The sequence below is a fragment of the Paraburkholderia fynbosensis genome (genome assembly GCF_902859935.1).
In the GTDB taxonomy this organism is placed as follows: Bacteria; Pseudomonadota; Gammaproteobacteria; order Burkholderiales; family Burkholderiaceae; genus Paraburkholderia; species Paraburkholderia fynbosensis.
In genome coordinates this window covers 54,884-76,830 of sequence record NZ_CADIKI010000004.1, presented here as the reverse complement: position 1 = coordinate 76,830, position 21,947 = coordinate 54,884, and the positions used below count along the sequence as shown (strand labels likewise).

General features: G+C 64.9%; 20 protein-coding genes. 8 read left to right on the top strand and 12 right to left on the bottom strand.

Annotated elements, in window-relative coordinates:
- The first annotated feature begins 66 nt into the window (after window positions 1-66).
- The gene (locus tag HV770_RS08090; RefSeq protein ID WP_175158908.1) at window positions 67-1,242 is read left to right on the top strand and encodes a porin; all 1,176 of its coding nucleotides are present in this window, start codon (window positions 67-69) and stop codon (window positions 1,240-1,242) included.
- 252 nt (window positions 1,243-1,494) lie between these two features.
- Here the strand turns inward: HV770_RS08090 and HV770_RS08085 are convergent, their stop codons facing one another.
- From HV770_RS08085 to HV770_RS08050, 8 genes are all read right to left on the bottom strand, one after another.
- Window positions 1,495-2,367 carry a proteasome-type protease gene (locus tag HV770_RS08085; protein ID WP_175158907.1) on the bottom strand — a complete coding sequence of 291 codons (873 nt, stop codon included), beginning with the start codon at window positions 2,365-2,367 and terminating at the stop codon, window positions 1,495-1,497.
- A 209-nt stretch (window positions 2,368-2,576) separates the two neighbouring features.
- On the bottom strand, window positions 2,577-3,404 hold the full coding sequence (locus HV770_RS08080) for a transglutaminase family protein (RefSeq protein WP_175158906.1): 828 nt from the start codon (window positions 3,402-3,404) through the stop codon (window positions 2,577-2,579).
- An 11-nt stretch (window positions 3,405-3,415) separates the two neighbouring features.
- Window positions 3,416-4,366: an alpha-E domain-containing protein gene (locus tag HV770_RS08075; RefSeq protein WP_121323464.1), complete on the bottom strand. Its 951-nt coding sequence runs from the start codon at window positions 4,364-4,366 to the stop codon at window positions 3,416-3,418.
- Between the two features lie 199 nt (window positions 4,367-4,565).
- Entirely contained in the window at window positions 4,566-5,975 is a 1,410-nt protein-coding gene (locus HV770_RS08070) for a circularly permuted type 2 ATP-grasp protein (RefSeq protein WP_175158905.1), read from the bottom strand.
- A 374-nt stretch (window positions 5,976-6,349) separates the two neighbouring features.
- Window positions 6,350-6,802: an HU family DNA-binding protein gene (locus HV770_RS08065; protein WP_042326082.1), complete on the bottom strand. Its 453-nt coding sequence runs from the start codon at window positions 6,800-6,802 to the stop codon at window positions 6,350-6,352.
- Between the two features lie 403 nt (window positions 6,803-7,205).
- Window positions 7,206-8,687, bottom strand: a complete 1,482-nt coding sequence (pdxR, locus tag HV770_RS08060) for a MocR-like pyridoxine biosynthesis transcription factor PdxR (protein WP_175158904.1) — start codon at window positions 8,685-8,687, stop codon at window positions 7,206-7,208.
- Between the two features lie 211 nt (window positions 8,688-8,898).
- Window positions 8,899-10,428: a peptide MFS transporter gene (locus HV770_RS08055; RefSeq protein WP_175158903.1), complete on the bottom strand. Its 1,530-nt coding sequence runs from the start codon at window positions 10,426-10,428 to the stop codon at window positions 8,899-8,901.
- Window positions 10,429-10,737: 309 nt separating this feature from the next.
- On the bottom strand, window positions 10,738-11,616 hold the full coding sequence (locus tag HV770_RS08050; RefSeq protein WP_175158902.1) for an IclR family transcriptional regulator: 879 nt from the start codon (window positions 11,614-11,616) through the stop codon (window positions 10,738-10,740).
- Between the two features lie 309 nt (window positions 11,617-11,925).
- Between HV770_RS08050 and HV770_RS08045 the strand changes: the two genes are divergently transcribed.
- The 7 genes from HV770_RS08045 to HV770_RS08015 are packed head-to-tail and all read left to right on the top strand — an operon-like array spanning window position 11,926 to window position 18,772.
- Window positions 11,926-13,017: an ABC transporter ATP-binding protein gene (locus HV770_RS08045; RefSeq protein ID WP_175159177.1), complete on the top strand. Its 1,092-nt coding sequence runs from the start codon at window positions 11,926-11,928 to the stop codon at window positions 13,015-13,017.
- Entirely contained in the window at window positions 13,010-13,924 is a 915-nt protein-coding gene (locus tag HV770_RS08040; RefSeq protein ID WP_175158901.1) for an ABC transporter permease, read from the top strand. The genes HV770_RS08045 and HV770_RS08040 overlap by 8 nt, the downstream gene beginning before the upstream one ends.
- Window positions 13,925-13,951: 27 nt before the next feature.
- Window positions 13,952-14,746 carry an ABC transporter permease gene (locus HV770_RS08035; RefSeq protein ID WP_175158900.1) on the top strand — a complete coding sequence of 265 codons (795 nt, stop codon included), beginning with the start codon at window positions 13,952-13,954 and terminating at the stop codon, window positions 14,744-14,746.
- Between the two features lie 20 nt (window positions 14,747-14,766).
- On the top strand, window positions 14,767-15,144 hold the full coding sequence (locus HV770_RS08030) for a (2Fe-2S)-binding protein (RefSeq protein WP_175159176.1): 378 nt from the start codon (window positions 14,767-14,769) through the stop codon (window positions 15,142-15,144).
- Window positions 15,141-16,574 carry an FAD/NAD(P)-dependent oxidoreductase gene (locus tag HV770_RS08025; protein WP_175158899.1) on the top strand — a complete coding sequence of 478 codons (1,434 nt, stop codon included), beginning with the start codon at window positions 15,141-15,143 and terminating at the stop codon, window positions 16,572-16,574. Before HV770_RS08030 ends, HV770_RS08025 begins: the two co-directional genes overlap by 4 nt.
- On the top strand, window positions 16,567-17,694 hold the full coding sequence (locus tag HV770_RS08020; RefSeq protein ID WP_175158898.1) for an NAD(P)/FAD-dependent oxidoreductase: 1,128 nt from the start codon (window positions 16,567-16,569) through the stop codon (window positions 17,692-17,694). The genes HV770_RS08025 and HV770_RS08020 overlap by 8 nt, the downstream gene beginning before the upstream one ends.
- A gap of 31 nt (window positions 17,695-17,725) precedes the next feature.
- Window positions 17,726-18,772, top strand: coding sequence for an ABC transporter substrate-binding protein (locus HV770_RS08015; RefSeq protein WP_175158897.1), 1,047 nt, complete (start codon window positions 17,726-17,728; stop codon window positions 18,770-18,772).
- Between the two features lie 94 nt (window positions 18,773-18,866).
- Here HV770_RS08015 and HV770_RS08010 read toward each other — a convergent pair whose 3' ends face one another.
- The 4 genes from HV770_RS08010 to HV770_RS07995 form a co-directional block, all read right to left on the bottom strand.
- Entirely contained in the window at window positions 18,867-19,166 is a 300-nt protein-coding gene (locus HV770_RS08010; RefSeq protein ID WP_175158896.1) for a hypothetical protein, read from the bottom strand.
- 82 nt (window positions 19,167-19,248) lie between these two features.
- Window positions 19,249-20,184, bottom strand: coding sequence for a 2-dehydropantoate 2-reductase (gene panE, locus HV770_RS08005; protein ID WP_175158895.1), 936 nt, complete (start codon window positions 20,182-20,184; stop codon window positions 19,249-19,251).
- A gap of 267 nt (window positions 20,185-20,451) precedes the next feature.
- Window positions 20,452-21,426 (bottom strand): nucleoside hydrolase, encoded by a 975-nt coding sequence (locus HV770_RS08000; RefSeq protein WP_175158894.1) that lies wholly within the window; start codon window positions 21,424-21,426, stop codon window positions 20,452-20,454.
- The gene (locus HV770_RS07995) at window positions 21,423-21,812 is read right to left on the bottom strand and encodes a cytidine deaminase (protein ID WP_121323956.1); all 390 of its coding nucleotides are present in this window, start codon (window positions 21,810-21,812) and stop codon (window positions 21,423-21,425) included. Before HV770_RS07995 ends, HV770_RS08000 begins: the two co-directional genes overlap by 4 nt.
- Between the last annotated feature and the right edge of the window lie 135 nt (window positions 21,813-21,947).

Genomic DNA, 21,947 nt, shown 5'->3' with positions numbered 1-21,947 from the left:
CCGGTAGACACCGTGAGCTATTCTCCTTTCCGCAACAACGAAACTAATCATCGCGTGGAGAAATGGATGAAACGAATCGCACTGTCTACCCTCTCGCTGGCGCTCCTCGGCGTCACCGGCGTGGCACATGCTCAAAGCAGCGTCACCCTGTATGGCTTGATCGATGAATCGGTCCAATACGTGAACAACGCCACCCCCAACGGTGGCAGCCTCGTGCAACTGTTCGGCGGCAACCTCCAGGGTAACCGTTTCGGCCTGAAGGGCACGGAAGACCTGGGCGGCGGCCTGAAGGCAATCTTCCAGTTGGAAAACGGCTTTGACATCAACACCGGCAAGCTGGGTCAAGGCAGCCGCCTGTTCGGTCGCCAGGCCTACGTCGGCTTGTCGCACGACGCCTACGGTACGATCACGGCCGGCCGTCAATACGACCCGCTGGTCGACATGGTTCAGCCGCTGACGGGCGACAACTACTTCGGTAGCACGTTCGCAACGCCGGGCGACGTGGACAACAACGACAACAGCTCGCGCACGAACAGCTCGGTCAAGTACGTTTCGCCGGTGTTCGCAGGCTTCCAGTTCGAAGGTCTGTATGCACTGGGCGGTGTTGCAGGTCAAACGGGTTCGGGCCAAACCTGGGGTGCTGCGGGAACGTATGCGACGGGTCCGTTCAGCATCGCTGCTGGCTACCTCTCGATGAGCAACAACCACACGACGGCCCCGGTCCGTACGGGTTGGAGCAGCACGTCGGATGGCATGTTTGACGGCCCCTCCGACGTAGCGGGCATCAACGCAGCCTACGCTACTGCCTCGCGCATCGGCATCGCGTCGGTTGCCGTTCAGTACGTTACGGGTCCGTGGACGGGTAACCTGAGCTACAGCAACGCACAGTACTACCAGGACGGAAGCTCGAGCTTCGGTCAGACCCAGAAGTACGAAGTGGGTCGCGCCTATTTGGGCTATCAGATCACGCCGGCAGCGCTGCTGGGCGTTGGCTACGCGTACACGAAGGGGCACGGCGACTCGTCGGCGACGTATCACCAGGTGTCGCTGGGCGGCGATTACTCGCTCTCGAAGCGCACGGACTTGTACCTGGTCGGCGCATGGCAGCATGCAAGCGGCGAACAGCGTGATCCGAGCACGGGTCAGCTGGTCTCCTCTACGGCTTCGATCGGTTCGTATGGCTACCAGGCTAGCACCGACAACCAGGTCATGGTCAGCCTCGGTATCCGTCACAAGTTCTAATCGGAACTTGCTACGTAGCTGAAAGCGACGTAGTCAAAAGCCAGCCAGAGGCAATGCCGAAGGCTGGCTTTTTTTCGTCTTGAGGTGATGGTTTTTGCGGCTGGGCGGGTGCGGGTCGATGCGCTTATCCGTCAGCGAGAACCGGGCGCAAGCGCGGCAACGGCAACGGCAACGGAAAGTGACGTGGCAAAAAAAAGCCGCCGACGAGCCCCTTGCCGGACTCGCGACGACCTTCGTATTCCGCGATATACCCTACCGCCGCTGCGTCTTCCCTTTATCCGCCTGCGCGAGCGTCTGCGCCGGCTTCGCGTCGAGTTCATGCTCGATACCGTCTGCGCCGACCGGCGCGCGATGCAGCACTAGCGCCCGCTCGCGCTGCAACGACGGCACGTCGGCCGCGTCCTGCCAGTCTGGATCGGGAATCGAGCCGAACACCTGGCGCAACTGCTCGCCCCACGTGCTGTGGATCATCTCGAAGTACGCGTTGCCATGATCGATCGACACGAACCGCGTGACGCGCAGCGCGTCCTTCTCGTACACCAGCAGATCTAGCGGCAAACCCACCGACAGGTTCGAGCGCAGCGTCGAATCCATCGAGATCAGCGCGCACTTGGCGGCTTCGTCGAGCGGCGTGGACGGCGTCAGCACGCGGTCGATGATCGGCTTGCCGTACTTGGCCTCGCCGATCTGGAAGTACGGATTCACGGCCGACGCTTCGATGAAGTTGCCCGCCGCGTAGATCATGAACAGGCGCGTGCGGTTACCGGCGATCTGACCGCCGAGAATGAAGCTGCAATTGAAATCGACGCCGAACTCCTGCAGCGCCTGCGCCTCGCGCTGATGCACGCAGCGCACCGCGCGGCCGATCACGCGCGCCGCGTCGGCCATCGTGGGAGCGCTCCAGAGCGTCGGCAACGCGGGGTCGGCGGGTTCGGACAACTCGTGCAGCACCGCTTGCGTGAGCGACAGATTGCCGGCGCCCAGCAGCACGAGCATGCGCTCGCCCGGCTGCTCGAACACCGACATCTTGCGCGCCGTGCTGATGTGATCGACGCCCGCATTGGTGCGCGTGTCCGACAGGAACACGAGACCGTCGTCGACGGCCATCGCTACGCAGTAGGTCATAAGGTACCCGCGAAAAGCAACTGAACGGCGCTATTGTAATGCGGCTCGCATGCGTTTCCGTCTGCGTCGCTCTCTGTGCGTCTGTTCTGCGCCTCTATCTGTATGTCGGCCGTGACGGGTTCGTCCTGAAGGACGAGCATTCGAGCGCTCCGCCGGACCCCGTGGCGAGGCAGAGCCGCACAGGGTCCGCGAGGCGCCTTCCTGGCCGTCTACTGAGGCATCTGCGCGCTGACCGTCACCGACACCTTCAATTGCTCTTCCAGTCCGCCGATACGCCGTCCACGCACCGGCGCGGCGGCCTCGTAGTCGCGTGCGACGGCGAGCCGGCAATAGATCTCGCTGGCAAACGCGGCATGCGTGACGTCGATCGAAATCCAGCCCTTGCCGTCGAGCCACACGTCCACCCATGCGTGACTCGCGCCGTGCGGCGCCGCGGCGGAGGCTTCCATCGCGGACAGGTCGCCGGGTTCGATATAGCCGCTCACGTAGCGCGCGGGAATGCCTCGCGCGCGGCAGCACGCCAGCATCAGATGCGCATGGTCCTGGCACACGCCATTACCGAGCGCGAGCGCCTGGGCCGCCGTGCTGGTGACCTCGGTGATGCCGGGGCGATACTTCACGCGCTGCACGATCTGCTCGGACAGCTCGATCAGACGCGCCGAACTCGCGAGACTCGGCACCGACGCGGCCAGTTCGCGGATCGCCGCGTCAGCCTCGGTCAGCCGCGTCGCGCAGGTGAAATGTTCGAGCGGAATCGGGCCGGCCGCGTCGCGCAGCAGACCGTCGACGAGCGGAATCGTGTCCACTTCGCCGGACACCTGCAGACGGATCTCGCTATGCGGCTTGTTGATGACCAGCGTATGCAGCACGTTGCCGTACGCATCGAAGGTCGCGTCGAGCTTGCCCGGCGCATCGATGCTCCAGCGCCGCACGATCTGGGCGGCGCCGCTCGCCGGCGTCAGGCGCAATTGCTGGATCGAATAATGGACCGTCGCTTCGTAGCGATACGACGTGTCGTGGCGGATCGTCAGGTACATATAAAACTCCGTCAGGCGACTGGCAGCATCAGATAGGTACGCGCGACCAGATTGCCCAGCTCGAACACGCGAGCGAGAAACTGAGTCAGATAGGCGTGCAGGCCGGCTTCGAAAATCTGCCGGATATCGGAATAGACCAGCTCGGCGCGCAGCTTGCCGGCGAAACGCTCACACTGGTTCGAGCCCGAGGTGCGCAGCATCGCCAGATTCGTGCAGACGCCGTCGACCGATGCGAGCAGCGAGCGCGGCATCTGCTGGTTCAGGATCATGAGTTCGACCACCCGCGCCGGCGTGACGACGTCGCGATACACCTTGCGGTAGATTTCGAGCGCCGACACCGAACTCAGAATCGAGGTCCAGTAATAGAAGTCTTCGAGCTGGCGCGCGGCGTCGCGTGAATTCGGTTCGACATCCGCGAAGCGCACGTCGAGAATCCGCGCGGTGTTGTCGGCGCGTTCGAGGTAGGTGCCGAGCTGCGTGAAGAAGAATGCGTCGTCCTGCAGCGCGGTGCCGATCGTCACGCCGCGCGACAGATGCGAGCGGAACTTCACCCATTCGAACAGCGCGCCCGGATTGTGCGCCGCCTGCCCGGACGAGATGCGCTCGTTGAATTCGAGCCACGTGTCGTTGATGGTTTCCCACCATTCGGTCGTCAACGTGCCGCGCACCGCGCGGGCGTTTTCGCGCGCGGCCTGCAGGCACGAATGAATGCTCGACGGGTTGTTCGCATCCGCGACCATGAAGTCGAGCACGTGTTCGCGGGTGGGCTCGTCATAGCGCTGCGCGAACGCGCTTTCAAGCTCGGAGATGCGCAGCACCGAACGTTGCGCGCGCGCCTCCTGTTCGGCGGTCTGCGGCAACAGCAGCGCCTTCAGGTTGATGTCGAGCATGCGGGCGGTGTTCTCCGCGCGCTCCATGTAACGGGCCATCCAGAAAAGGTGATCGGCGGTGCGGCTTAGCATGACGGCGTTCCGTGTCTGATGAGGCGAGGCTTACGCTAAAAGTAAAAGTACAGGCTCGCTGGTTATCCCGATGCGCGGGCGGCGTGCCGCGTATTGCGTACCACGTATGGCGTGCCGCCGCTGCGCGCTGCGCGCTGGGCTGCGAACGCGCCCGCCCGGCTGCCCGATGAGCGGCAGCGGCAAGCGCATCGCAACGGCGTCAGTCGACCATCCACGTATCTTTGGTCCCGCCTCCCTGCGACGAATTGACGACGAGCGATCCCTCCTGCAACGCCACGCGCGTGAGGCCCCCGGCCACCATCGTGACGGTCTTGCCCGACAGCACGAACGGCCGCAGATCGATATGGCGCGGCGCGATGCCCGCCTCGACAAAGGTCGGACACGCGGACAGCGCGAGCGTGGGCTGCGCGATATAACCGGCCGGCCGCGCGATCAGGCGTTCACGGAACGCTTCGATTTCGGCCGTGGTCGAGGCCGGTCCCACCAGCATTCCGTAGCCGCCCGCGCCATGCACTTCCTTGACCACCAGTTCGGGCAGATGGGCGAGGGTGTACGCCAGATCGTCGGGCTTGCGGCACTGGAACGTAGGCACGTTGTTGAGGATCGGCTTCTCCCCGAGGTAGAACTCGATCATCTCCGGCACGTACGGGTAGATCGATTTGTCGTCGGCGATGCCGGTGCCCATCGCATTGGCGAGCGCCACGCGGCCGGCGCGATACGCGGTCAGCAAGCCCGGCACGCCGAGCGCCGAGTCGTTGCGGAATGCGAGCGGATCGAGAAAGTCGTCGTCGACGCGGCGATAGATCACGTCGACGCGCTTCGGCCCCTGCGTGGTGCGCATGAACACATAGTTGTCGTCGACGAACAGGTCTTTGCCTTCCACCAGTTCGACGCCCATCTGCTGCGCGAGGAAGGTGTGTTCGAAATACGCGGAGTTGTACATGCCCGGCGTGAGCACCACCACCACCGGATCGTCGACACCTTCGGGGGCGACCGAGCGCAACGTATCGAGCAGCAGATCGGGATAATGCGCGACCGGCGCAATGCGATTCTGCACGAACAGCTCGGGGAAAAGCCGCATCATCATCTTGCGGTTTTCGAGCATATAGGAAACGCCCGACGGCACCCGCAGATTGTCTTCGAGCACGTAGAACTCGCCCTCGTCGCCTGCGCGCACCACGTCGACGCCGGCAATATGCGCGTAAACACCGAGCGGCACATTCACGCCCTGCATCTCGGGGCGGTACTGCGCATTGGTATAGACCTGCTCGGCCGGCACGATGCCAGCGCGCACGATGTTGCGATCGTGATAGACGTCGTGGATGAACAGATTGAGCGCCTGCACGCGCTGACGCAGACCGGCTTCGAGCGTCTGCCATTCGCCGCGCGGGATGATGCGCGGGATCAGGTCGAAGGGAATCAGCCGCTCAGTGCCGGACAGATCGCCGTTCACCGCGAAGGTGATGCCGACCCGACGAAACAGCAAGTCCGCTTCCGCACGCTTGCGCGCGATCGCCTCGTTGCCCTGCTCGACCAACCATCGCTCGAAGCGTGTGTAGTGTGGCCGCACGGCATCGTCATGATGACGCATCTCGTCATAGCATCGCATGTCACGCCCCGCTCTTGTTGTCGGATAGAAGGCGAATGCGCTGCGCATTCGGTGTTCGACAATCGATCAAGCAAGCGCTATGCCATTGCGCTTTTAGCGGACGGAACACGTTGCATGCACGCTAACAGCGCACCCCACGCCGGCAAGGCTTCGCTGCCATCGTACTGCGGCGGATCATGATGCGCCAGTACAGTGCATGCGCGGCACCGTGATGCACGCGAGCGGAACTCGCACGCTGAAGACGCACAAAAAAGTCCCCGTGGATTTTCATCCACGGGGACTTCGGGACAACTCGCATAGCGAACCGGCTCAACCGTGAGCCAAGGTCATGTCAAACCATGACGGTCGGCACCACGGCCACGCTCGATGCGCGATCAGCCTGCTGCAGCGTCTTTCAGCTTCTTCAGCGCACGCGCCTTGATGCGCACGCTAGCCGGCTTGGCCGGGAACCAACGCTCTTCGCCCGAGAACGGGTCTTTGCCGAAGCGCTTCTTCTTCGCCGGCACAGCTTGCACGACGATCTTCAGAAGACCCGACAGCGTGAATTCGCCAGCGCCCTTCTTGTGGACGGCGCCGAGGATCGTGTCTTCGAGCGCGGCCAGCACGGCCTTGGCGGTCTTCGGTTCGACAGCAGCGCGTTCAGCGACGTGAGCAGCCAGCGAGGCCTTCGTGAAGGTGTCCTTGATCGGCGACGGTGCGCTGGAAGCCTTCACGGCGACCTTCTTAGCTGCGACGGCTTTCTTCGCAGGGACTTTCTTTGCAGCAACCTTCTTGGTCGGTACCGGGGCAGCAGCCTTCTTGGCCACCTTTTTTGCGGAAGTCGGCATGTTTCTCCTACCTGTTGTGGTCAGTGAATTGCAAGAAGCGCACACCGTATGCGCACGCTTCAACGCCGGATTCTACAAGCGCTAATACGATTTGCGCGACTCTTTTGTGTATTCCCTCGAAGGTTTGTTGCGTGGCGCAGACTCCACAACACATTTTGATGCTTGTTTTAGCGGGTAAACGTGTGTCGGCACGCTGCGCAACACGAACACGTAACGCACGTTACAGTTCGTTTCGATGCATGAATACAGGCACATTCGTCTTCAGCGTACGGCTGCGCCAGGTGCTTTGCGATGGCGAAGAACACCGTGTTAGACCGCGGTTCGGGCGCGCGTCGCAGCGCAACCGATAACGACTCGACCTGCGGCAGAGCGTGCCCGCACGAACCCCGGCTGGCGACAAGCGTCAATGCGCCACACGCGGCAGGAGGGCGGCGAGCGTCGTGAGCGCCGCATCGATGTGTTCCACCGCGATGCTGCCGTAGCCGAACATCAGGCCGGCCCGCGGCTGCGCATGCCGATGAAACGGCGCCAACCCATACAAACCGATCGACGCCTCGCGCGCCGCGTCGACCACCGCCTGCTCCGTCAAAGGCGCGCGCAGACGCGCCGCCATGTGGATGCCGGCGGTCGGCACGATCGGTTCGAACCACGGTGCGAGGTCGCCGTGCAGATGGTCGAGCAGCATCGTGCGGCGCGCCGCGTAGATCTTGTGCATGCGGCGCAGATGCTTGGCGAAGTCGCCGTTGAGCATGAAAGACGCGAGCGCGGTTTGCGTGAGCGTGCAGCCATGCCAGTCGGCGATCTGACGCGCCTTGACGAGCGGACCATAGAGCGATGCCGGCGGCACCACGTAGCCGACCCGCAGCTCCGGAAAAATCGTCTTTGAGAACGTGCCTACGTAGGCGACCAGTCCGGCGCGATCGAGGCTCTTCAGCGGCTCCATCGGCCGGCCTTCGAAGCGGTATTCGCAGTCGTAGTCGTCCTCGATGATCACCGCGCCGCGCTTCTGCGCCCATTCGAGCAGTTCGACGCGACGCTCGAGGCTCATCGGCATGCCGAGCGGAAACTGATGCGACGGCGTCACGTAGACGAGCCGTGCCTTGTCCGGCAGCTTGCTGACGATCAACCCTTGACTGTCCACCGGCACCGGCACGACGCGCGCGCCGGTGGCCTTGAAACACGCAAGCGCGGGCGGATAGCCGGGGTCTTCGAGCGCGGCGACTTCACCGGGCCGCAGCGTGATGCGCGCCATCAGATCGAGCGCGTGCTGCGCGCCCTGCGTGACGATCACGTCTTCCCAGTTGCTCGCCACCGCGCGGTTGAATGCGAGGTAGCGCGAGATCGCGAGGCGCAGCTCCTGCTCGCCCGCCGCGTCGCGATACGTGCCGGGGCCGCGCGCCTGCGTACGCAACGCGTGATTCACGCAGCGGCGCCAGACGTCGAAAGGGAACAGCGCCTTGTCGGTCGCGCCGCCGACGAAATCCTGCGGCGACGGCACCGACGGCCGCGGCAGCGGCAAGCTCGCGGGCATCTGTTCCCACAGCGGCTGGGCGCGCGCGGCCGCGGCTTTGGCCTTCGCCTGGGTCCGCTCGCGCGACGACTGCGCCGCGCGCGCCTGGGCGGAGCGTTCCGCCGGCAAACGCTCGAGACCGTCGGCGACGAAGGTGCCCGACCCGGCACGCGCGCTCAGATAGCCCTCGGAGAGCAGCCGCTCGAAGACGTCGAGCGTGGTCTTGCGCGACACCTTAAGTTGCGTCGCAAGATCGCGCGTGGACGGCAGCCGCGTGCCGCCGGCGAGCCGTCCTTCGACGATGCCGGCGCGCAACTGCCGATAGATCTGTCCGGCCAGATCGTGATGCCCTTCGACCGCGATATGTATGTCCATGCGGGTGGCTACCCCAAATATCTGGGAAATGGTTGTTTCGAAGACCAATGACGAATGCAAGCTTACCTCTGGCGCCCCTATCGCAGCGGATATGGACGAAGAGCTGCGCGCCTGAAATGCAAAATGGCGCGACTTGCTATGCGAGCTCGCCATTTTTGATCGTGTGTGGATCGCCGGAAGTGGCTCGCGCCGCTTTCGCAGCTGTAGCGGATTATTCCGTCGCCACGCTATCGAGTGCCGCGTTTTGCCGCGCTTCATCGCCACAACGCTGATGTTCGCGCGACAGCTTGCGCATCAGCGGCAGCAACAGGACCGCCACCAGCGCGCCGGCCGCCGCGAGCCAGCCCAGACCGTTGAACAGTTTGATGTAGAGCGGCAACGATTCGAGCGGATCGAGATTGCCGGCCGGCATCTGCGCGAAGTTCGCGACCACGCTGCCGAGGTACTGCGACACGCCGGTCGCCACGAAGTAAGCGCCCATCATGAAGCCGCTCATCCGCGCGGGCACGTAGCGCGCGATCATCGCGAGTCCCAGCCCGCTCACCAGCAATTCGCCCAGCGAATACAGGCCGTAGCCGCCCACCATGAACCACGACGACACGCGCCCATCCACCGCGTAGTTGCCGCTCGCCGCGTACACGAAGAAGCCGGCCGCCACCACCGCGAAACCGAACGCGTATTTCACCGCCACCGGCAGGTCCTTGCCATTTCTCGCGAGCTTCGTGTACAGCAGCGCGAGCAACGGGCTCAGCAGCATGATCCAGATCGGGTTGAGCGCCTGGAACTGCGCGGCGCTCCACGTGAACAGCGTCGCGCCGAACAGCGTGAAACGCGGATCGACATTGCGCAGGGCGAACAGCGTGAGCGAGGTCGACATCTGCACGTAGAACACGAAGAACAGGATCACCTGCGCGGTCAGAATCAGCGCGGCGACGAGTCCCGCGCGCTCGGAGCGTTCGCACTTCATCAGCATGTAGCCGAAGATCGCCAGAATCGCGATGCCCGCCGCATACACACAGGCCACCGCGATCGCCTTGTGCTGCAGCACGAACATCGTCGCCGCACCGAGCACGAGGCCGCCGAGCGCGACCGCGCCGACACGCTTCCAGCGCACCGGTTCGGCATCCGGCGCGGAGCCGATATGCGCGAGCGTGCGGAACATGACGAAGTAGTTCAGCACCGACAGCAGCATGCCCGCGCAGCACACGGCGAACGCCGCGTGCCAGCCCCAATGGTCTTTGATCCACGGCGTGGCGAGCATCGACACGGTCGAGCCGATGTTGACCGCCATGTAGTAGATCGTGAACGCGCTATCGATGCGCGCGTCGTCGCCTTCATAAATGCGGCGCACGAGGTTCGCCGCGTTTGCCTTGAAGAGGCCATTGCCGACCACGATCACGCCGAGCGACGCGTACATGTACGCGAGCTGGTCGTTGGGCAGCGCCAGCATGAAGTAGCCGGCGCTCAGCACGCCAGCGCCGAAGATCATCGTGCGGCGTGCACCGAGAATCTTGTCGCCGATCCAGCCGCCGATCGACGGCGACGCGTACACCAGCGCCGTGAATGCGCCCCACGTGAGCGTCGCGTGGCTGTCGGTGAAGTTAAGCTTGTCGATCATGAACAGCACGAGCAACGCGGCCATGCCGTAATAGCCGAAACGCTCCCACATCTCGATCAGAAAGACCGTCGAAAACGAACGGGTCTGCGAGACGCGTGCGTCCGACGGGTGGGATGAATTCATCGTGTACCTCTTGTTCGAACGGTTGCCGCGTCGCGCGAACGGGCCGCGCAGCGCAAAATACGGGATCTGGAAAAGCGGTCGGCGAAGCCTTGCGCGGTTGGCGCATACGCGCGGGCGCCATCATCGGCGTGCTCGATCGCACGCCCATGCGCCAATTACCGGCGGAAAAACCAGAGGACGGGGTATGAGGCCCGCCTCGCGGTAAGCTGCGCCGCATCGGGCTCAGGCTCCGGCAAGCGGAGCGGGCCCAATGATAAAGCATCGCGGGAAAGGGGGCGCCGCGCCGCTCAGCGCCTCTTGTTTCGCCGCTTATCCCGTGATCCGTTCGGTCGTCATCGCGCGCGACAAACCTTGCGTCGGGCGACGCAGCGCGACATCGAACGGATTGGTTTGCGGACCGATCGCATCGGCCTGGCGCCGCAGCAATTCCACCACCATCGGCAGACGGTCGTCACCGAGGCGCGCGGCCAGCGTGCCGACGCTCAGCGCCGCCACCGCGACGCCGGTGCGGTCCAGAATCGGCACCGCCACGCCGGCCATGCCGTCGAGCACGCCACTATTGCGCCCTGCGTAGCCCAATTGGCGCACGCGTTCGATCTCGGTGCGCAAATACACTTCGTCGAGCACGCCGTAGCCGCGAATCCGCGGCACGTTGAAGCGAATGATTTCCTCGCGCTCCGCCTCGGGCAGAAACGCGAGAATCGCGAGGCTCCCCTGGCCGACACCCAACGCGACGCGTCCGCCGATGTCACCCGTAAACGAGCGGATCGGAAACGGCCCTTCGCAGATGTCGAGGCACACCGCGTCGAAGCTGCTTTTGACCAGCAGGAAGATCGTGTCGCCGAGGCTCGCGCACAACCGCAGCAACGCCGGACGGCACAGCGTGCGCATGCCGCTCGGATTGCCGGCCTGCGCCGCGAGCGCGAAGAACTCGACGCTCAGCCGGTACAGCTTCGAGCTTTCGTCCTGTTCGACCATGCCCTCGGCAATCAACGCGTGGAGGATGCGATGCACGGTGCCCTGCGTCAGCCCCACGGCTTTGGCGAGCCGCGTGACGCGGCCGCCGTCCGGTTGCACTTGCGACAACGCACGGATCACGGCGAAGGCGCGCTCCAGCATGCCGGGGCCGGGCGCGTCGCCCGTTTGGGCCGGTGCGGCAGCGGTATCTCGTTTGGCGGCGGCATTCATTCTGTTGGCCCTCGGTTATTTCATTGTTCGGAATACTATAAGGCGGTTTATCCGCAAACGGAATCTTTGACCCGTGCCTGTGACACAACGCTTGGCCGCGTATGTATAGGGATATTCCTGACCCCATGCAGCGGAACAGTTCATTCACATTGCACCACATATATTCCGTATAACGGAATTTTTTTCAAGCTTATCCCGCCAAACGGAATTTCGAATTGACGCCCGGTAATTTGGCTGGCTAGAGTCGGCTCCATCACGGCTCACAGCAGTCGCCGTTTGAACCGAGTCGAACCATCCAAAGGCCAGACCATGTCGTTCCTCACACTCACCGATGTCGCCAAATCGTTCGGCAACCTGCAGGCGGTCGCCGACGTGAACCTGTCGGTGGAAAAAGGCGAGTTCGTTTCGCTGCTGGGCCCATCCGGCTGCGGCAAGACCACCACGCTGCAGATGATCGCGGGCTTCGTCGAAACGACGCGCGGGCGCATCACGCTCGACGGCCGCGACATCACGCACATGAAGCCGAACAAACGCGGGCTCGGCATCGTGTTCCAGAGCTACGCGCTGTTTCCGCACATGAGCGTCGCCGACAACGTCGGCTTCGGTCTGGAAATGCGCAACATCGACAAGGCCGAACGGCAGGCGCGGGTGCGCGAAGCGCTCGCTCTCGTGCGGCTCGACACGCTCGCGCATCGCTTTCCGCGCGAGTTGTCCGGCGGTCAGCGGCAACGCGTGGCGATTGCCCGCGCGATCGTGATCGCCCCGCCGGTGCTGCTGCTCGATGAACCGATGTCGAATCTCGACGCGAAGCTGCGCGAAGACATGCAGTTCGAACTGCGCAGCATTCAACGCAAGATCGGCACGACCACGATCATGGTCACGCACGACCAGTCCGAAGCGCTGTCGATCAGCGATCGCGTGGTGGTGATGGAAGCCGGCCGCATCACGCAGATCGACACGCCGTATGAAGCGTACGAGCGCCCCGAGAACCGCTTCGTCTCGCAGTTCATCGGCAAGGCCAACATGCTGCCGGGCACCGTGGTGGCGCGCGACGGCGACGCGATCCGCATCGACCTCGGCCATGACCTCGCGGAAACCGGCCGCACCGCGCAGTTGCCGGCGCGCGAGCGCGTGGTCGCGGTCGGCGACGCGGTGACCTTGTGCATCCGCCCGGAAAAGCTGCGCCTGTGCGCGCCCGACACGGGCCGGGTGCGGGCCACCGTGACGAGCCGCTTCTTCCTCGGCAGCCAGTGGCTGTACCGGCTCGACAGCCGGCTCGGCGAAGTGCTGGTGTGCTGCCAGAACGAAGGCGCAGAGCCGCTGCCGGAAGGCGCGGCGGTGGGGGTCGACTGGAACAGCGAAGCAATCCGCTTCATTCAACGGGATGCACAACATGGCTAGCGCGCTGCCCGCCACCGACAACGGCAGCCGGCCGTCCGGCGACGCCCGGCGCGCGCCGTGGCACGCGTTCCTGCCGCTCTGGCTGATGTGCGCGCCGGCCTTTCTGCTGTTCGCCGCACTGGTGCTGATTCCCCTCGTGATGACGCTGGTGCTGACCTTCTACCGCTTCGACCCGGCGAGCGGCCCGCTCGCCGCCTTCCAGTTCGGCAACTACGTCGAGGTGCTGGGTTCCGCGTATTTCCACACGATCTTCCTGCGGACTTTCGGCATCGCGTTTCTGGTCACGCTGCTGTGCGTCGCGATCGGCACGCCCGAAGCGTACGTGCTGTCGCGCATGCGCGATCCGTATCGCTCGATGTTTCTGCTGGTGATTCTCGCGCCGCTGCTGGTGTCGGTGGTGGTGCGCGCGTTCGGCTGGAGCATGCTGCTCAACAGCAACGGTCTGGTGAATCAGGCCTTCGGTCTGGTCGGCCTCGGCCCCTACAAGCTCGAATACACGACCTTCGCGATCGTCATCGCCCTCGTGCACGTGATGCTGCCGTTCATGGTGATCCCTGTGTGGACGGCGTTACAGAAGCTCGACCCGCAAACGGAAAACGCCGCGCTCTCTCTGATGGCTTCGCCCGCCACCGTGCTGCGCCGCATCGTGTTGCCGCAACTCACGCCCGGCATTCTGTCCGGCAGTCTGATGGTATTCGGCTTGTCGGCGAGCGCGTTCGCGATTCCCGGCCTGCTCGGCGGACGGCGCCTGAAAGTCGCCGCCACCGCTGTTTACGACGAATTCCTCGGCTCGCTGAACTGGCCGCTCGGCGCGACTATCGCGCTGCTGTTGCTGGTCGCGAATCTGATCGTGATGCTCACCTACTACCGGGTTCTGGAACGCAGATACGCCAGAAAGCTGGGTTGATCGACTGCCTCATCGAGTGAAGACATCATGAGAAAAAACGGCCCTGTCGCGCTGATTTTCCACACGCTGGTGATTGCGTTCGTGCTCGCGCCGCTCGTGATCGTCGTGCTGGTCGCGTTCACGCCCGGCGAAACGCTCACGCTGCCCACGCACGGCCTGTCGCTGCGCTGGTTCCGCGCGATCCTCAATTACCCGGACTTCATTTCGGCGTTCTTCAACAGCCTGAAGCTGGCGTTCGCGTCGGCGACGTTGTCCCTGCTCGTCGCGCTGCCCGCCGCGCTCGCGATCGGCCGGGCGCGCTTTCCGGGCCGCGCGTTTCTGAACGGTCTGCTGCTTTCGCCGCTCGTGATTCCCGGCCTCGTGCTCGGTATCGCGTTGCTGCGCTTCTTCGCGCTGATCGGCGCGACCGGCTCGTTCGCGTGGCTCGTGCTCGCGCACATGATCATCATCACGCCGTTCGTGATGCGGCTCGTGCTCGCTTCGGTGAGCGGTCTCGACCGCAGCGTCGAACATGCCGCGCACTCGCTCGGCGCCGACGCGTGGACCACGTTTCGCCGCATCACCTTCCCGATGATTCTGCCGGGCATTACCGGCGGCTGGCTGCTCGCGTTCATCAACAGCTTCGACGAACTGACGATGTCGATCTTCGTCACCTCGCCGCAAACCGTCACGCTGCCGGTGCGCATGTACATGTACGCGACCGAATCGATCGACCCGATGATGGCGTCCGTCTCCGCGCTGGTGATCTTCATCACGGCCGGCGCGATGCTGCTGCTCGATCGTGCGTACGGACTGAACCGGATTCTGATCGGCCAGCACTGATGTCTTCTTCCTACTCTGCAATGCCATCCAGCCCGCCGTTTTCCGATGCCGCCACGTGCACACAAGCGCCGCAATTCGTTCGTCTCGCCGAAACGCAGCGCGAGCCGCTGCGGTTTTTTCTCGATGGCCGCGAAGTCGCCGCGCTGCAAGGCGACACGCTGCTGACCGCGGTGTTGACGCACCAGCGCCGCGTGCGCGACAGCGAATTCAGCGGCGCGCCGCGCGCCGGCTTCTGCCTGATCGGCGCCTGCCAGGACTGCTGGATGCGCACCGAAGACGGCCGGCGTCTGCGCGCGTGCTCGACGCCGGTGACCAACGGCTTGCGGGTGGTCACGCGGTTTGCCGCGAGCGAAGCCGGCGCCGTTGCCGTTGCGCCCGCCGAGGGAGACGCGCGATGAACGACGAACGCCGCATCGTGATCGTCGGCGCGGGTCCGGCGGGCGTGCGCGCCGCGCAGACGCTGGTCGCGGCGGGCCTCAAGCCCATCGTGATCGATGAAAACGCCCGCTGGGGTGGCCAGATTTATCGGCAACCGCCCGTGCACGGCGGCTTTCAGCGCTCGAAAAAAACACTCTACGGTTTCGAAGCGCACAAGGCCGACGCGTTGCATACGACCATGGCCACGCTGCTGCCGCATCTCGACTACCGTCCCGACACGCTCGCGTGGGCCTGCGAAGCGGGCTGGCTCGATACGCTGCAAGCGGGACGCGAAACCCGCGTGCCGTTCTCACACCTGATCATCGCGAGCGGCGCGACCGATCGCGTGCTGCCGCTGCCTGGCTGGACGCTCCCCGGCGTCTACACGCTCGGCGCGGCACAGGTCGCGCTGAAGGCGCAAGGCTGCGCGATCGGCCGACGCGTCGTGCTGGCGGGCACCGGGCCGCTGCTCTACCTGGTGGCGTATCAGTACGTCAAAGCGGGCGCGCAGGTGCTGGCCGTGCTCGACACCAGCCCGCTCTCGCAACAGATCGCCGCCACGGCGAAACTCGCGCGTCTGCCGTGGACATTCGCCAAGGGTCTGTACTACGTCGGCTGGCTGAAAACGCATGGCGTGCGTATCGAACGCGCGGTGAAACTCGTGGCCATTCGCGGCGCTCAAGGCGTGGAGGCAATCGAATGGCGCAAGCCGGGCGACCGCGCGGCGAGCGAAACGATCGCCTGCGACGCGGTTGGCATCAGCTTCGGGCTGAAGCCGGAAACGCAACTCGCCGATCTCGCGGGGTGCCGCTTCCGTTTCGATCCGACCAACCGCTGCTGGCTGCCCGAACTCGATGCCGCCGGCCGCAGTTCGGTGCGCGGCATTTATCTCGCCGGCGACGGTGCGCGCATTGCCGGCGCCGACGCCGCCGAACTGGCGGGCCGCCGCGCGGCGCTCGCCTTACTCGACGATCTCGGCATCGAGCCGGCGCGCGGCCCCGGTCTGCCCGACGCGGCGTCGCTCGAACGCGGCCTGAAACGTATCGCGCTGTTTCGCGAGGGCATCGAAGCGGCCTTCGCGCCGCCCACGCAGTGCGCCGCGCAATGGCCCGACGACATGACCGTGTGCCGCTGCGAAGAGATCGACGCGGGCGCCGTGCGGCGCTGCATCCGCGGCGGCGAAGCGAACGAGATCAACCGGTTGAAGGCGCTCACGCGGGTCGGCATGGGCCGCTGCCAGGGGCGTATGTGCGGTGAAGCGGCGCTCGCGCTGCTCGCCGAGGAAACCGGCAAGCCGCTCGAAGCGGTCGGTCGCCTGCGCAGCCAGCCGCCCGTCAAACCGATTCCGCTTTCGCCCGCGATGTACGCCGACGATGTCGCCGAGATTCCCGCGGAGGCCCGCGATGAGTGACGCGCTGCATTACGACGTCGTCATTGCGGGCGGCGGTCTCGTGGGTTCGTCGGCCGCATTGGCGCTCGCGCGCCGTGGCGTGCGCGTGGGCCTGTTCGAGCGGCGCTATTGCGGCGCGCAGGCGAGCGGCGTGAACTACGGCGGCGTGCGCTGCCAGGGCCGCCCGGTCGAACAGATGCCGCTCGCGATGCGTGCGCGGCGCATCTGGGAGCGCCTGCCCGAACTGATCGGCATCGACGGCGAGTTTACGGTGTCAGGCCATTTGCGGCTCGCGCGCAGCGAAGCCGATCTTGTCGCGCTGCAGGCATGGGCCGACATGGCGCGCGATTACGGACTGCGCTCGCAGGTGCTGGATGGCGCGGACTTCCGCCGACGCTACCCGTGGCTCGGCGCGGCAGCCATCGGCGGCTCGTTGTGCCCGAGCGACGGTCATGCGAACCCGCGTCTCGTGTCGCCCGCCTTCGCGCGTGCCGCGCGAGCCGCAGGCGCGGACGTACGCGAGCAAACCGAACTAACCGGGATTCATCACGACGGCACGCGTTTTCAGTTGCGCGCCGGCGACACGCGCATCAGCGCCGACTGGTTGATCAACTCGGCCGGCGCATGGGCGAACAAGGTCGCGGGTCATTTCGGCGAGACCGTGCCGATGAAACCGATCTACCCGAACATGTGGGTCACCGAGCCGCTGCCGCTTCTCATCACGCACAACCTCGGCGTGTACGGCGGTGGCATCTACGCGCGGCAGGTGGCGCGCGGCAATTGCGTGATCGGCGGCGGACGCGGTCATGGCGACGGCGAATACGGTCAGCCGTCGACACAAACCACCCGCGCCGTGATGCGCGACGCGTGCGCGCTGCTGCCCGCGTTGCGCGAGGCGCTGCTGATCCGCACGTGGAGCGGCGTCGAAGGCGAGACAGCCGACAGCAATCCGGTGATCGGCGCGAGCCGCACGGTGCCGCGTCTGTTGCACGCCTTCGGCTTTTCGGGCGGGGGGTTTCTGCTCGCGCCCGGCGTCGGCGAAGTGCTTGCCGATCTCGTGATCGACGGCGCCACGGCCACGCCCCTCGACGCTTTCTCGATTGGCCGCTTTGCCGCGGCGACCACCTCATCCGTCGCTTAAGTCTCAAATCCAGTGAAACTCAGGAGCCCCTATGAAACTGTTCAAGACGCTTGCGGCACTCGCCGCCCTGTGCGCGTTCGGCGCGGCCGCGCCGGCGTGGTCGCAGACCAAAACGATCTACATCGGCATGAACGGCGGTCCGATGGAAAAGGCCTATACGAGCCAGGTGCTGCCCGACTTCGAGAAAGCCAACAACGTGCACGTGGTGGTGGTGCCGGGCACGTCGTCGGATATTCTCGCGAAGCTGCTCGCCAACAAGGCCAGTCCGCAGATTCACGTGGTGTTCCTCGATGACGGCGTGATGGCGCGTGCGGTCAGCATGGGCGTGTGCAAGAAGCTCGACGACTCGCCAGTGCTCAAGGAACTCTATCCGTTCGCGCGCATGAAGGGCGACATGGGCGCGGGCGTGCAGTTGGGCATGACGGGCATCGCGTACAACAAGAAGCTGTTCGCCGAAAAAGGCTGGGCGCCGCCGACTTCGTGGATGGATTTCGCCGACCCGAAGTACAAGGGCAAGGTGGTGTTCCAGTCGGCTTCGAGCAGTACCTTCGGGCTGCACGGCTTTCTCGCGATCAACCGGCTGATGGGCGGCAGCGAGCAGAACGTCGAACCGGGCTTCACGAAATGGGCGAGCACGGTGGGCCCGAACGTGGTCGAGTACGTGCCGAATTCGGCGAAGATTTCCGAAATGGTTCAGACCGGCGAAGCGGGTCTGTTCCCACTGACGCCGACCGGCGTCGGCGATCTGCAGGACAAGGGCATTCCGGTCGCTTATGTGAATCCGAAGGAAGGGCCGGTGCTGCTGCTGGTCGATCTGTGCGTGGTCAACAACAATCCCGATCCGCAACTCGCGCAAAAGCTCGCGCAATTCCTGCTGTCCGCGCCGGCGCAGACGAAAGCCGCCGAGGCCGGCAAGCAGATTCCGACCAACCATCTCGCGAAGATGACGCCGCCGATGCAGCAAAGCCTCGGCAACGTCGACGATCTGATCCGCAAGGTGACCGTGGTGGATTGGGACACGATCAACGCGCATCGTGCGCAGTGGGACACGCGCTGGAACCGGCAGATCGAGCGCTAAATCCGCCGGATTCAGGTTCGGTTTCGATGGAAGACAACGCGCCTTGCCGCTACAGGGCGCGTTTTCTATGGGGCGCACGTGATGCCCGTGGCATTCAGAAAACCACCGAGATCGCCACCGCGAGCCAGATCGAGATAACGCCCGTGAGAAACAGATGCCGTGCGATGCGGATGCGCACATCGCTGTTTTCCGGCTCGACGGGACTCGTCGCCATCCACGGCACGAGCCCAAGGCAAGCGAAGCCGATCAGCGCGCAGATGAAGACGACGATGTCGGCGGGACGCCATTTGCTCGGCTCATACAGGCCCCAGTAGCCGAGAAATACGATGCCGATCGAGAAGATCGTCGCCGAAGCGGCACTCAGTGCGGGCACCGATCCAATTGGACTCGGCATGTTTCACCTCCGGTCGTTAGGCTGCGATGACGGTCCTTCTTCATCCCCCTGCCCGCACTCTCTCGGCGACTTGGGCCCGCGCTCAGGACGTGCGAGCCTGGCGCGCTTCGTACGTCTTCAGATGGCTATAACCGATGCGCAGCAGCGACAGTCCGTGCTCGCCCTTTTGCGCATCGCCGCCGCGCGCGATCAGATCGCCGAGAATGTGATCCGCCTCGGTATGCGAGTGGTTTTCCACATCCCGCAGCATCGACGCGGTCAGCGGCGAAGGCGTGAACAGCGTCTGGGTGGCGCGCGCGTCGAAGTCCGGGCCCATCGTGAAGCCGTGGTGTTCGGCCACCGCGCGGCACTCGCCCAACAGGTTCTCGATTACGCGCTTGCCGTCCGGCGCGGCCAGAATATCGCCGACCGAGCCTCGCATCAGGCAGGTACTCGCCGCCAACGTGGCCAGGAAAACCCACTTTTCCCACATGCGCAACAGAATGTTGTCGCTGACCGAGACGTCGAAGTTCGCATCGGCCATCGCGTCCGCAATCGCCTGGACGCGTTCCGACGTGCCGCCCGCCTGTTCGCCGAAAGTGATCGCGTGCATGTCGTTCAGATGGACGATGTGCTGCTCGGCGTTGAGCGTCGCGGCGATTACGCATTGACCGCCGAGTACGCGCGACGCGCCGAACTTTTCCGTGAGGACCTCGATGTGGCGCATGCCGTTGAGCATCGGCAGGATCAGCGTCGACTCGCCGACCAGCGGCGCGAAGGAATCGATGGCGTCGTCGAGGCTGTAGGCTTTGCAACTGAGCAGCACCAGATCGAACGGCTCGGCGCTGACGCCGGCAAGGATCGTCTTGATGCCGTCCAGCTTGAGGTCGCCGCGCGGGCTGCTGATGACGAGTCCGTCGCGCTGCAGCTTTTCCGCCCGGCCCGCGCGCACGAGGAAAGTCACGTCCTGACCCGCCGCCGCGAGACGCCCGCCGAAGTAACCGCCTACCGCGCCCGCCCCTACTACTAGAATTCGCATCTTTTCGCCTCTTGATAGATGTCGGTCGCGCGCGCCTTACTGGAGAGCTCCGGCTCGCGTACACAGTGTGTGTGCAGAAATGTAGCAAAGATTGGCGCGAGGCATGGGCGGCGATTGCCCGAGCCTGGCGCGTGCTGCGATGCAGCGTCGCCGCGGCTCATGTCTGCTCAGGTCGGCGCAGGTCAGATGAATCGCGGCGATGCATCGCCTTGGCTCACCACTTCTTCACTATCGGCCGCCCGCGCGGCGCGGCGCCTTTCAAAACTACTACGTCGATTCGGGCAAGCAGCAAATGATGCGCTCGTAGAGCGCCAGCACTCCCGGCACATCCACGCCGATGCAGACCTTGCACGCCGGGCGGTTGTCCCAGTCCGGCGCGGGCACCGGCAGCGTCGCTGGCTTCTGGATGGTCTGGCCCACCGCGATGCCTTGCGTCAACACGCGCACCGGACCGCTGCGCGTCGTATAGAGGTCCGGCGCCAGCACGTACGCGACCGCCGATGAATCGTGCACATAGATGCCCGCCAATTGCGCGCTCTGCTCGTGAAAAGCCTCGTAATCACGCGACACGTCCCACACGAATTGTCCCGCCGCACCGCCGCGCTCGCGCAGCGACGCGAGATACGCGTGGCTCATGATGGTCGGCTGCGTGACGTCGAGCCCGACGATCGCCACCGGCCACGCCGCGCCGAGCACGCGGTCGGCCGCGTCGGGGTCGCCCAGGATGTTGGCCTCCGCGGCCGGCGTCACATTGCCGAGCACGCCGGCCGTGCCGAACGCGCCGCCCATGATCACCACCTGCTTGACGAGCGGCGCGATCTGCGGATCTTCGGCGAGCGCCACCGCGAGGTTCGTCAGCGGCCCGACCGCGAGCAGCGTGACTTCGCCCGGATGCGCGCGCACCGTGTCGATGATGAAGCGGTGCGCGGGCCGCGCGTCGAGCGGCGCCGCGCAGGTGCTGTCGAAAGCGATGTTACCGAGGCCGTTGTCGCCGTGAATCCGCGCGAGCGGCGCGGGCACGGCGCGCTTGAGCGGCGCCGCCGCGCCCTGCGCAACCGGCACGCCGGCGGCGAAGCGTCCGGCCAGAAAGCGCGCATTGCGCGTCGTCGTCTCGATCGTCGCGTTGCCGAACACGCTCGTCAGCCCGAGCAGTTCGATGTCGGGGTGCAGCGCCTGGAAGACGAGCGCCATCGCATCGTCGACGCCCGGGTCGCTGTCGTAGATGATCTTGTGCCTGCTCATAGGTAGAACGCGTCCGGAAGTTGCTCGCGCGCGGTGGTGTCGCGCGTGGCGCCGCGCAGATTGCCGAGGCGAATCGGCAGAGCGGGGCCGCCCAGTTCGAGGATCACCTGGCGGCATGCGCCACACGGCGCGATCGGACCGTCCGTATCGCCGATCACGGCAAGCGCCGCAAACTGATCGCGCCGATAACCCGCGGCGATTGCGCTGAAAAACGCCGTGCGTTCGGCGCAATTGCACAAGCCGTAGGCGGCGTTCTCGACGTTGCAGCCGTCGAACACCTGGCCGTCGCGCGTCAGTAGCGCGGCGCCGACCTTGAATTTCGAATAAGGCGCATAGGCCTTTTCTCGCGCGACGCTCGCGCGTTCCAGCAGTTGTTCCATGTTCATGCGGCGGTCCTCGATTCGGTTCTGCGTGATGAACATGCCAGCAAGCGTGGCGCCCATCAGGTTCCTGAGCGTCATGGCGGGCTCTGCACGCAGGCCGTCGCGCGGTTCGATGCGTGGCGGCGCCGAACCCTCGGG